This is a genomic window from Staphylococcus succinus (genome assembly GCF_029024945.1).
Lineage (GTDB): Bacteria > Bacillota > Bacilli > Staphylococcales > Staphylococcaceae > Staphylococcus > Staphylococcus succinus.
This window is the reverse complement of sequence record NZ_CP118976.1, coordinates 2,201,460-2,213,916: the sequence shown is the minus strand read 5'-3', so window position 1 is coordinate 2,213,916 and position 12,457 is coordinate 2,201,460. Positions and strand designations below refer to the sequence as shown.

Here is a 12,457-nt window from a genome sequence, read left to right as displayed (position 1 = left end):
TTTCTGTTTACTTTTTCTTTTTTCTTTTTTTAACCATATCGATGATTAAAAAAATTATAATAGCGAGTGCTGCAATGATAAACAATGTTCCTATTAATGTTAATAATGGATGCTCATCCCATGAAGATTTTACAATTGTTGTCGCTTTGTGTACAAGCGGCTTATTAACATCTACAGATGGAGGGCCATATTTACTAGAAATAAAGTCACGGTCGTATTCAATATGTACTTTACCGTCCTCTACAACAAATTTGTAATCTTTTTTGGTGAAGTCGCGTGGGAGGACATCGTAAAAGTCTTTCTCTACAAAATACGTATGACCATTAATCTTATGTTCTCCTTTAGCTAATATCTTTTGATATTTGTACTGATCAAAGGACATATTCATTAATGCATTTCCCATCATATTACGTTGTTTTTCTCCACCGAGATTATCATAATTGCCTGCTCCCATAATGGTTTGAACAATTCTAAACCCATCACGCTTAGTAGTAATTGTATGATTATAGTCTGCTTGATCACTTGAGCCAGTCTTCAAACCATCAGTCCCTTTTAGACTCATGTCTGCACCTTCAAGTGAATGGTTGAAGGTGTAATAAGTTACACCGTGTTGGGTTGGAGCAAGTTGCTTAGTGAAATATAAAATTTTAGGTGTATCTTTAATCGTGCGTTGTGCTAAAATATCGAAATCTTTTGCTGTAGATGTTGTACTATCCTCAGCTTGGTATTTCTTTGGCACGAAATCTTTCAATTGTTTATTTTCAGCACCAGTAGGGTTAACGAAGTGTGTATCTTTCATACCTATAGACTTAGCTTTCTCGTTCATCTTATCAGTAAAGTCAGAAGTATTCCCAGATACTTCATTTGCTAAAATTAAAGCAGCGGCATTACTAGAAGCTGAAACAGTAATTTGTAGCAATTCTTTAATAGTATAAGTTTCCCCAGGATATAATTTTGTATTGCTTAATTCTGGTAGGGTAGACATACGATAATGGTCATCTGTAATAGTAACTTTATCGTTTAAGGACAAATCTCCCTTTTTAATAGCTTCAAGTGTTAGGTACATCGTCATCAGCTTGGTCATTGATGCGGGATACCATTCTTTATTCATATTATATTGATAAAGAACTTGTCCCGATTGTGCAATGTTAACTGCGCCCTCAGGCTGATAGTTGTCAGATACATTATAACCATATTGATTTGCTGCTTGAGTAGGCGTTACTGTTTCGGCATCTGCAAAAGGTGTTATAATTGTACTGGCAAAGAGTGCAGTTACAATTGTCAGAACTAACTTTTTCATAATTACATTCCTTCTTACATATTCAATTTTTTGTATAATAGATTTATTTTAGCATATTGAAGTACTATTTAAAAATTTTATATCTAGCTTATGATGTATAATGTTGTGTAAAATATGTTATATATAAGTAGTAAGAATATATAATAAATATTTAAGTGGAAAATTTAATTAATATATCGTTTAACTGCTTTTTAAAGCAGAGTAAAGATTTTTGAAAATATTTTAGAAGAGGTATCAGACATGAATCAAAAAAATCCATTATTTTATTTGTTTAAAAGATTATCATGGCCGACTGGGCTTATAGTTATTGCTGTGCTCATTTCATCTTTAGGGAGTATTACAGGACTAGTCGTACCATTTTTCACGGGTAAACTTGTAGATAAGTTTTCCTTCGAAAATTTTAATTGGGGTTTTGTAGTTGCATTTATAGCAATATTTATATTGAATGCTTTATTGAGCGGTCTAGGGTTATATTTATTAAGTAAGATTGGTGAAAAAATAATATATGCGATTCGTTCGATTTTATGGAAACATATTATTCATTTGAAAATGCCATTTTTCGATCAAAACGAAAGTGGACAATTAATGAGTCGTTTAACAGACGATACTAAAGTCATTAACGAATTTATATCCCAAAAGTTACCGAACTTATTACCTTCTATTTTAACAATTATAGGTTCTTTAATTATGTTATTTGTGATGGATTGGAAAATGACATTACTGACCTTCATTACTATTCCAATTTTTGTGTTAATCATGATTCCATTAGGTAAAGTGATGCAAAATATATCTAAAAAAACTCAGGCAGAAATTGCTAATTTTAGTGGTTTGCTCGGTCGTGTATTGACAGAGATGCGTTTAGTAAAAATATCAAGTACAGAACATTTAGAGTTAGATAATGCACATAAAAACTTAAAAGAAATCTATTTTTTAGGTTTAAAACAAGCAAAAATTACTGCAATTATTCAGCCGATTTCTGGTTTGATTATGTTATTAACTATTGCTATTATATTAGGTTTTGGTGCGATTAGAATATCGACGGGTGCTATTACGGCAGGTACATTAATTGCCATGATTTTCTATGTTATTCAATTGTCTACGCCATTAATCAACTTATCGACATTAGTTACTGATTATAAAAAGGCTGTAGGAGCGAGTAGTCGTATATATGAAATTATGGAAGAGCCAACAGAACCATTATATTTAACGCAAGAAGATGTAATTAAAGATGGAGATTTAACCTTTAAAAATGTCGATTTTAAATATGATGTTAAACCTATATTAAAAGATGTATCTTTTAATATTCCACACAGTAAGGTGACTGCATTTGTAGGTCCGTCAGGGTCAGGTAAGAGTACAATATTTAATATTATTGAACGAATGTATGATATTGAAAAAGGGGATATATCTTATGGTGATAAATCGATATACGACATATCTTTAGTAGATTGGCGTGAAAAAATTGGCTATGTTATGCAATCTAACGCTTTAATGAATGGTACGATTAGAGATAATATTTTGTATGGTATTAATCGAGAGGTAACGGATGAAGCATTAATCCATTATGCACGTTTAGCGAATTGTCATGAATTTATTGAACAGTTTGACGATGGCTATGATACCCTCGTCGGCGAGAGAGGATTGAAGCTGTCAGGTGGTCAGCGTCAACGTATAGATATTGCACGAAGTTTTGTTAAAAATCCAGATATTTTATTGCTCGACGAAGCAACAGCAAATTTAGATAGTGAAAGTGAACGTAAAATTCAAGACGCATTAGAGGAATTAATGGAAAATCGTACAACCGTGGTTATTGCGCACAGACTTTCGACTATTAAAAAGGCAGAACAAATTATCTTTATAGATGGTGGAGAAGTCACTGGGAAAGGTACGCATCAAGAATTAATGGCATCACACAAAAAATATCAACAATTTGTAAATACTCAAAACTTAGCAGACTAAAAAATGGTAATTACAAATAAATAGATCATAAATGTATTCGGTTTCACCCTAAAACACGTATGTTAAATGTTTTTTTTAGGTTACTTTAGATTGTTAATCGAACTTTGAAATAGTTATTTTCACTAAAGTACATACATGCTATAATTATTGTGAATTATTCAAAGAAGCATTGGATGAGAAGTGTGGTCATTAATATTTGTAAATTATATTTATTTAAATAGATAGAAGGGTTAAGGTGCGCATATTAACTATGGTTTAGGAATGAGTTCAAGTTATTTTGGATTGACTATGTGTTTATCTTAACTTTTCTAATACATAACGACGAATTATTTTCAAAAATTCTTTGCTGTCCTTGATATAAAATAGAAATGGTGGGTGTATTATGTTTTTAGTAATTAACATAATTGGTTTATTTGTGTTCTTAGGGATTGCCGTATTGTTTTCTAGAAATAGAAAAAACATACAGTGGACATCTATTGGAATACTTGTCATTTTAAACTTATGTTTAGCGTGGTTCTTAATTTATTTTCCTTGGGGGAAAAGCGGCGTACAAGGATTAGCGAATGGTATTTCTTGGATGATTGATTCTGCACACGCAGGTACTGGATTTGCGTTTGCAAGTTGGGTTAAACCTGGTGCAATGGATATGGCAGTAAGCGCGTTATTTCCAATACTATTAGTAGTACCATTATTTGATATTTTGATGTATTTAAATATATTACCTAAAGTTATAGGCGGTATTGGTTGGGTTCTAGCAAAAATCACACGCCAACCTAAATTTGAGTCATTCTTTGGTATTGAAATGATGTTCTTAGGAAATACAGAAGCTTTAGCAGTGTCTAATGAACAGTTAAAACGTATGAAAGAAACGCGTGTATTAACTGTAGCCATGATGTCTATGAGTTCTGTATCAGGCGCAATTGTAGGTGCATACGTTTCTATGGTTCCTGGAGATTTGGTATTAACTGCGATTCCATTAAATATTATTAATGCTATTATCATAACTTCGATATTAAATCCTGTTACATTAAAGGAAAAAGAAGATATTATTTATAGTATTCAAAATAATGAAGTAGAGCGTCAGCCGTTCTTCTCATTCTTGGGAGACTCAGTACTAAATGCAGGTAAATTAATTTTAATTATTGTTGCATTTGTTATTAGTTTTGTAGCATTATCTGATTTAATCGATCGAATCATTAACTTAATTACAAGTATTGCAGCTGGTTGGATAGGAATCAAAGGAAGTTTTGGTTTAGATCAAATCTTAGGTGTATTCATGTATCCATTTGCTTTATTGTTAGGTTTACCGTGGGATGAAGCGTGGATAGTTGCTCAACAAATGGCTAAGAAAATCGTTACAAACGAATTTGTAGTAATGGGTCAAATTAAAGATGTAATTGATTCTTATTCGCCTCATAGACGTGCAGTACTGACGACATTCTTAATTTCGTTCGCAAACTTCTCTACAATAGGAATGATTGTTGGAACATTAAAAGGCATAGTTGATAAAAAAACTTCGGACTTCGTATCTCAATATGTTCCAATGTTACTGTTATCAGGTATTCTTGTATCATTAATGACAGCTGGTTTTGTAGGATTATTTGCTTGGTAACTAGAAATAATGGAATTATAAAAAACTGGTGTGGACCTTAATGAGGTTCTACATCAGTTTTTTATTACAATGAATGTGTATGTTATATATTGAGGTAAATTTTTAAAAGACAAAAATAAAGCCAAGTGAATGAAGTGAGGAGACACATTCATCATTACTTGGCTTTTACGGGAAATGAATTAATTGTATATTAGTAGTAAGGACTAGGTACTATTAATATACTCGAGCAAAAATTGTTTTGTTTGTTACTATAAACAACACAAAGGAGATGGCTTCTTATTGGCTATCAATAAGAAGATAAATTTTATTATAGCAAAGTAGTTTGTATAAGTAAATCGAAAATTCAGAATTTTTAAAAATTAAATTCGGTCGCTAATTAAGGGGCAATACATTCAATTTTATAGAAAAATAGATAATCATTTATTCATAATGATATTGTGGTATGTGTTGATATTTGCTAACATTCAATTGATTGAACCAAATAAAAGGAGGTTGTGTAGGTGAATAAAACAGCGCGTGATTTAATATTAATTGTTTTCGGATCGTTTGTATTCTCAGCAGGCGTAAATACATTTATTATATCTGCTGATTTAGGTGAAGGAGGCGTGACTGGTTTAGCAATTGTACTTTACTATGCCTTTCACATTTCTCCAAGTATCACTAACTTCGTATTAAATGCCGTACTTATTGCTTTAGGCTATAAGTTTTTGAGTAAGCGAAGTATGTACTTAACAATTGTTGCGACTATATTAATATCAGTATTTCTAGAGGTGACTGAAAGTTGGCATATTGAAACTGGAAATTTACTAGTCAATGCAGTTTTTGGTGGCTCGTGTGTTGGTCTAGGAATTGGTGTTATCGTACTAGCGGGTGGTACAACTGCAGGTACTACGATCTTAGCGAAAATAGCTAATAAATACTTAGATGTCAGCACGCCATATGCTTTATTGTTTTTTGATTTAATTGTAGTAGTTATTTCTTTAACGGTGATACCTATTGCCAGTGCCTTAGTCACAGTAATCTCATTATATATTGGCACAAAAGTAATGGATTACGTTATTGAAGGTTTAAATACGAAAAAAGCAATGACCATTATTTCAAGTAAACCTGATGAAATTGCGAAGGTTATTGATGAACAGGTTGGACGTGGACTTACTATACTCAATGGTAGGGGCTATTTTTCAAAACAAGAGAAAGACATACTTTATGTCGTTATTACAAAGACCCAAGTCACAAAGGCCAAACGTTTAATTAGAAAAATAGATGATGATGCCTTTTTAGTCATTCATGATGTACGCGATGTATATGGTAATGGTTTTTTAATAGATGAACACTAATTTAATTACGATGTACAAATAATTTGCGATGCCTTGTCTTTTGGTTTTTTTACCAAGAAACAAGGCTTTTTTAAAACAAAATAATCTTTGGCATCATAATATGATCATTCTACGACTCAAAATTATAATTCACTAGATTTTCCTTCTGGGCATAGTAACTGTAATTAATAATTATAGTAATAATATTTGATAGTCAATATTAGTAAAAAATGATATAATGACACCTGTGATAATGATTATCATTTACAAAAATTAATTGAAAATAAAATAAATATATTGTCGTAAATCATAAAATGAAATTATAGATAAAGAATTATGCTTATTATAAGGAAGAAGGGAACTTATGAACCGTTTATTAGGAGAGCAAGTTACTATAGGTTATGGAGATAATGTCATTGTAGATAATTTAGATATTCATATTCCTGATGGGAAAATCACTTCAATAATTGGGCCTAACGGTTGTGGGAAATCAACGTTATTAAAAGCGTTGTCGCGTTTATTGCCAATTAAAGATGGTCAAATAAAATTAGATGGTGAAAGTTTGCATGCGCAATCTACAAAAGATGTAGCTAAAAAAATTGCAATTTTACCGCAATCCCCGGAGGTTGCAGATGGATTGACAGTCGGAGAATTAGTTTCATATGGTCGTTTTCCACATCAAAAAGGTTTTGGTCGATTGTCTGCTGAAGATAAAAAGGAAATCGATTGGGCTATGACAGTTACGGGAACTTATGATTTTAAACATCGTCCAATTAATGATTTGAGTGGGGGGCAACGTCAAAGAGTATGGATTGCTATGGCACTAGCGCAGCGTACAGATATCATTTTCTTAGACGAGCCTACTACGTATTTAGATATATCTCATCAATTAGAAATTTTAGAATTAATTACTCAGCTAAACCGTGAACAAGATTGTACAATTATTATGGTGTTACATGATATCAATCAAGCGGTACGTTTCTCAGATCACTTAATTACTATGAAAGATGGGGATATCGTTGCTCATGGAGATACTGAAGCAGTTTTAACTAAAGAAAATTTAGAAAAAGTATTTAACATTGATGTTGAAATTAGTACGGATCCTAGAACGGGAAAACCTATGTTAGTGACATATGATTTATGTAGAAAGAGCTATACAGAGGTTTAGGAGTTAATTTATGATGACAAAGAGAAAAGGGAAACTAAACTTTACGACAACACTACTTGTGAGTGTTGTCTTATTATTAATTGCACTTACTGTGTCTATTTTATTGGGTGATGCCAAGATTCATATAACTACAATCTTTGATGCGGTATTCAATTATGATTCAAAAAACCAACAGCACAATATTATTAGTGAAATACGAATTCCTAGAGATATAGGTGCAATATTAGTAGGAGTTGCATTGGCTACCTCAGGAGCTGTGATTCAAGGTGTTACTAAAAATGGGTTAGCAGACCCAAGTTTAATTGGCTTGAACTCTGGAGCTTCATTTATGCTTGCACTCACTTTTGCACTATACCCTTCTGCGCCTTTTTTAGTACTGATGTTTGCTGGTTTTATAGGCGCGTTGTTAGGTGGTTTTATCGTATTAATGATAGGAAAGTCAAGAAGTGATGGTTTTAATCCTATGCGCATAATTCTTGCTGGTGCAGCAGTCAGTGCATTATTAACTGCATTAAGCCAAGGTGTCGCGCTTTTATTTAGATTAAATCAAAGTCTTACTTTTTGGAGTGCTGGTGGTGTTTCTGGTACAACGTGGGGTCAACTAATTTGGGCCGCCCCATTTATTATTATTTCACTAGTTGTACTTATTATTATGAGTAAGCAATTAACCATCTTGAATTTAGGGGAAACTCTAGCAAGAGGGTTAGGGCAAAATGTAGCTTTCACTAGAGGTATCACGTTGGTCTTATCTATGGTACTTGCTGGTATAGCAGTCGCTATGGTTGGACAAATTGCATTCGTTGGACTAATGGTTCCACATATCGTCCGTTATTTAGTAGGTACAGATTACGCACGTGTTGTTCCATTAACAGCTGTTGTCGGTGGTCTGTTAATGCTTGTGGCAGATACTGTTGCGCGTATGTTAGGTGAAGCGCCAGTAGGAGCAATCATTTCATTTATAGGCGTACCTTATTTCTTATATTTAGTTAAAAGAGGAGGTCGCTTCTCATGATAAATCCAAAACTTAGATATAAACAATGGATAACAATGGTTATTTTATGTGTACTCGTCTTGCTTGCTTGTGCATGGAGTATGACCTCAGGAGAATATAAAATGTCGATAGGCACTTTCTTTAAGACGTTGATAGGTCAGGGAGCGTATACAGATACACTTATTTTGATGGAATTTAGACTACCACGCATGATAATTACTATTTTGGCAGGTGCAGCACTAGCTATGAGCGGTGCGGTGATACAAAGTGTTACAAGAAATCCATTAGCAGAACCAGGTATTTTGGGAATAAATGCAGGTAGTGGTTTCGTTATAGCCTTATTTATTGTTGTTGGTCAAGTTAATGCGGATAATTTTGTGTATATCCTGCCTTTTGTAAGTATGATTGGCGGCATATTAACAGCGTTGATTATCTTTTCTTTTAGTTATAATAAAGGAGAAGGTATTACACCTGCGAGCATGGTACTTGTGGGTGTAGGGATGGCTGCAGCACTTAGTGGTGGTTCATTGACTTTAATGTCTAAATTTGATGAAGACCAATCCGAATTTATTGCCTCATGGTTTGCTGGTAACATATGGGGGGATGAATGGACATTTGTTATCGCATTCTTACCATGGGTTATTATTTTAATTCCATTCTTATTGTTTAAATCCAATGTGCTAAATTTGTTGAGTACGCATCAATATATTGCTCAAGGTGTAGGCGTGAAAATTGGCAAAGAACGTATTATTCTGCTCTTGGTGGCAGTGATTTTATCGTCAGCAGCTGTATCAGTTGCTGGGGCAATAGGGTTCATTGGTTTGATGGGACCGCATATCGCTAAATCTATTGTTGGCCCGAGGCATCAACTGTTTTTACCTATATCTATATTGATAGGTGCGTTTTTATTAGTATTAGCAGATACGATTGGGAAAGTTATTTTACAACCTTCTGGAGTACCTGCAGGAATCGTAGTTGCGATTATTGGCGCGCCGTATTTCTTATATTTGATGTATAAAACGAAATCAGTATAAATGATTGATAATGAGGATGTATACCATGAAAGTGGTTTACATCCTTTTCTTATACTTTGTAAATGAATATTAAATAGATTTCTTCCTTGGTGTTAGCGTTTACATTTGTGAGTGGGGTATAATGTAAGAGAACAATGATAACAGGAGGCTAACTTTATGAAAAAATTAATTAAAGAAAAGACGTCCTTCTTAACTGATATGTTAGAAGGACTTTCAAGAATGAATACTCAAATTGAAGTCATTGCAGATACTGTTGTTGTAAGAAAAGAGAAGAAAAAACAAGGTGTCGCTATTGTATCTGGAGGTGGGAGCGGGCATGAGCCGGCACATGCTGGATACGTGGCGGATGGTATGTTAGATGCTGCCGTATGTGGTGAAGTCTTTACATCACCAACACCTGATAAAATACTAAGTGCAATTAAAGCTGTAGATAATGGTAATGGTGTGCTACTCGTAGTGAAAAACTATGCCGGTGACGTTATGAATTTTGAAATGGCACAAGAGATGGCAGAAATGGAAGATATTCAAGTGGCCACAGTTATTGTTAAAGATGATATTGCAGTGAGTGATGAAGATAAAAGAAGAGGGGTTGCAGGGACTGTCTTAGTACACAAGTATGCTGGACATTTGGCTGACCAAGGGGAGAACTTAGATAATATAAAAGAGAAGGTAGAACAATTTATATCTGAAATTAAAACAATTGGAATGGCAATAACTGCACCTATGGTACCTACTACAGGACAATATGGTTTTGATATTGAGAGTGATGAAATAGAGATTGGCGTCGGTATTCATGGTGAAAAGGGATTATCTAGAGAAAAAATAGTGCCAGTAGATCAAATCGTAGAACGGTTAATTTCGGAATTAATGAAAGAAGTTGAAGCAAAGCAACTTATAGTTATGGTCAATGGAATGGGGGCTACACCATTATCAGAATTGAACATAGTAACGAAGTATGTAAATGATAACTTGAGTCAACGGGATATTGAAGTTAAACATTGGTTGGTTGGCGATTATATGACTGCGCTTGATATGCAAGGTTTTTCATTAACTTTTATACCATATAACGAAGCTGTATTAACGGCACTGTCAGAACCGACGGAAAGTTCGTACTTTAATTAAGGCATATAACATTGTAAAAAGGAGCGAATAAATATGAATGTTGTCGAATTGAAAGATAGATTACTTAATTTAGTAGAAATATTTGAAGAAAAAGAAGGTTTATTGACTGAATTAGATCGTGCGATTGGTGATGGTGATCACGGAGTAAATATGGTTAGAGGCTTTAAAGCACTGCCAGATAATATTGATGATAGTTCTATGCAGAGTTTGTTAAAATCTACAGGTATGACATTAATGTCAAATATTGGTGGTGCCTCAGGACCATTATACGGATTTAGTTTTGTTAAGATGTCTCAAGTAGTAGAAGATGACATCAACGATAAGAACTTAAAAACTATATTAAATACTTTTGCGGAGGCTATTGCTCAAAGAGGAAAAGTAGAGTTAAATGAAAAAACGATGTACGATGTAATTAAGCGTGCAAGTGAAGCAGCAGAAAATGACGAAAAGTTAACAGAAGAAGTTTTACAATCGTATGCAGATTTAACGAAAGATATAGAAGCAACTAAAGGAAGAGCTTCCTACTTTAAAGAAGCATCTATTGGTCATATTGACCCAGGTGCACAAAGTAGTGTTTATATTTTAAATGCATTGATTGGAGATGAATAGTTATGACGACAATTGTAATAGTTAGCCACAGTAAAGATATCGCAAATGGAACAAAAGATTTATTGAATCAAATGGCAAATGAAGTGCATGTGATTGCACAAGGTGGTGTCGAGGGTAACATCGGCACTTCATATGATCATATTCAAACTTTAGTCAATGAGTTAGAGGACGATGCACTTTGTTTTTACGATATTGGTTCCGCAGAGATGAATTTAGATTTAGCTATTGAAATGTATACAGGAAATTATCAAATAGAAAAAGTGAATGCCCCGATTGTCGAAGGCAGTTTTACAGCAGCTGTAAAATTATCTGTCGGTGGATCGATTGAAGATGCTATTGCGGATTTAAATAAAACCTTTGGTTAATTATGATTAGTATATATGTCTAAATAATTTGGAAAAGGTTGTTTTTGTTCTAGTTCATTTAAGGTAGTGTTCTTGTATCTAGTGATCAAACTTAAGTTAATATAGTGAATAGCTTCTTTTTTAAATGAATAAATAGTTATATTATGGTAAAATAGAAGCTAACTATTATAGAAATCTGGAGACTTAGGAGGACATTGCCATGAAAGAGTTAATTAAAAAGCATGTCTTAAACGGCGAATTTGAGTCAGTTAAACGTTTGATGTCCGAAGCAGATTTTATGGAATTTGAAGAAGCTTATATTTCTAGTGCACATGAAGTGGAAAGTATCATGTTTTATACATGTATCTTAGATATGATGAAAATAGAAGAGACTGCAGAAATGCATGATTTAGCTTTTCTATTATTAGTTTATCCTCTTAGTGAACTACAAGGGGCTTTAGATTCTGCTTTTTATCATGCAGAGTCATCCATAAAACTTACTGATGGCAAAGAAGTGAAAAGTTTATTACAAATGTTATTGTTACACGCAATTCCTGAACCAGTTATTTCTGATAAAAAAGCATTCGATGTTTCTCGTCAAATACTTAAATTAGATCCGTCTAATAGCGTTGCGCGTAACGTACTTAAAGAAACTGCTAAACGTATGGATAATGTAGTGGTAGATTTCAATGAACTTAATCGATTTAAAAATGCACATTAATGTACGATATACTTTAATTGAAAGATTATTATTGGACTTTGACGTGATGAATAAAAACCAGAGAACTCGCTTAAATATATGCGTTCTCTGGTTTTTTATTTAAAAAAACCTGGTATAGTTATTGTTAAATTTTTCTAAAGTAAAAATTAAATTTAAAAAATAGAATTATGTTTATTAAAATATAATCAAAAAGCTATTGGGTGACCAAAGATTTTTTAATTTTAAATTGGTAAGTAGTGTATTGATTTTTTTTTGTAATTTTATATTTTACTATGTTGCAA

11 protein-coding genes are annotated in these 12,457 nt (G+C 33.1%); 10 read left to right on the top strand and 1 reads right to left on the bottom strand.

All coding sequences use genetic code 11. The features are described from left to right. Nucleotides 1-7: 7 nt before the first annotated feature. Complete coding sequence (pbp4, locus tag PYW31_RS10745) at nt 8-1,300, bottom strand: penicillin-binding protein PBP4 (RefSeq protein WP_046837099.1); 1,293 nt, start codon at nt 1,298-1,300, stop codon at nt 8-10. Between the two features lie 240 nt (nt 1,301-1,540). Here pbp4 and PYW31_RS10740 point away from each other — a divergent pair, with 240 nt between their 5' ends. The 10 genes from PYW31_RS10740 to PYW31_RS10695 all read left to right on the top strand — a co-directional run bounded on the left by PYW31_RS10740 (nt 1,541) and on the right by PYW31_RS10695 (nt 12,176). After that, the gene (locus PYW31_RS10740) at nt 1,541-3,259 is read left to right on the top strand and encodes an ABC transporter ATP-binding protein (protein WP_046837100.1); all 1,719 of its coding nucleotides are present in this window, start codon (nt 1,541-1,543) and stop codon (nt 3,257-3,259) included. Between the two features lie 382 nt (nt 3,260-3,641). Further along, nucleotides 3,642-4,871 carry a NupC/NupG family nucleoside CNT transporter gene (locus PYW31_RS10735; protein ID WP_046837101.1) on the top strand — a complete coding sequence of 410 codons (1,230 nt, stop codon included), beginning with the start codon at nt 3,642-3,644 and terminating at the stop codon, nt 4,869-4,871. A 500-nt stretch (nt 4,872-5,371) separates the two neighbouring features. Then, nucleotides 5,372-6,208 (top strand): YitT family protein, encoded by an 837-nt coding sequence (locus PYW31_RS10730; RefSeq protein ID WP_046837102.1) that lies wholly within the window; start codon nt 5,372-5,374, stop codon nt 6,206-6,208. 343 nt (nt 6,209-6,551) lie between these two features. Beyond that, a complete protein-coding gene (locus tag PYW31_RS10725; protein ID WP_046837103.1) occupies nt 6,552-7,355 on the top strand; it encodes an ABC transporter ATP-binding protein in 804 nt (267 codons plus the stop codon). A gap of 10 nt (nt 7,356-7,365) precedes the next feature. Then, complete coding sequence (locus PYW31_RS10720; RefSeq protein WP_046837104.1) at nt 7,366-8,367, top strand: FecCD family ABC transporter permease; 1,002 nt, start codon at nt 7,366-7,368, stop codon at nt 8,365-8,367. Next, nucleotides 8,364-9,380, top strand: a complete 1,017-nt coding sequence (locus PYW31_RS10715) for a FecCD family ABC transporter permease (protein ID WP_046837105.1) — start codon at nt 8,364-8,366, stop codon at nt 9,378-9,380. Before PYW31_RS10720 ends, PYW31_RS10715 begins: the two co-directional genes overlap by 4 nt. A gap of 156 nt (nt 9,381-9,536) precedes the next feature. Beyond that, nucleotides 9,537-10,502, top strand: a complete 966-nt coding sequence (gene dhaK, locus PYW31_RS10710; RefSeq protein ID WP_046837106.1) for a dihydroxyacetone kinase subunit DhaK — start codon at nt 9,537-9,539, stop codon at nt 10,500-10,502. 33 nt (nt 10,503-10,535) lie between these two features. Next, nucleotides 10,536-11,111, top strand: a complete 576-nt coding sequence (gene dhaL, locus PYW31_RS10705; protein ID WP_046837107.1) for a dihydroxyacetone kinase subunit DhaL — start codon at nt 10,536-10,538, stop codon at nt 11,109-11,111. A 2-nt stretch (nt 11,112-11,113) separates the two neighbouring features. Beyond that, on the top strand, nt 11,114-11,476 hold the full coding sequence (gene dhaM, locus PYW31_RS10700; RefSeq protein ID WP_046837108.1) for a dihydroxyacetone kinase phosphoryl donor subunit DhaM: 363 nt from the start codon (nt 11,114-11,116) through the stop codon (nt 11,474-11,476). A gap of 199 nt (nt 11,477-11,675) precedes the next feature. After that, entirely contained in the window at nt 11,676-12,176 is a 501-nt protein-coding gene (locus PYW31_RS10695) for a hypothetical protein (RefSeq protein WP_046837109.1), read from the top strand. The last annotated feature ends 281 nt before the right edge of the window (nt 12,177-12,457 follow it).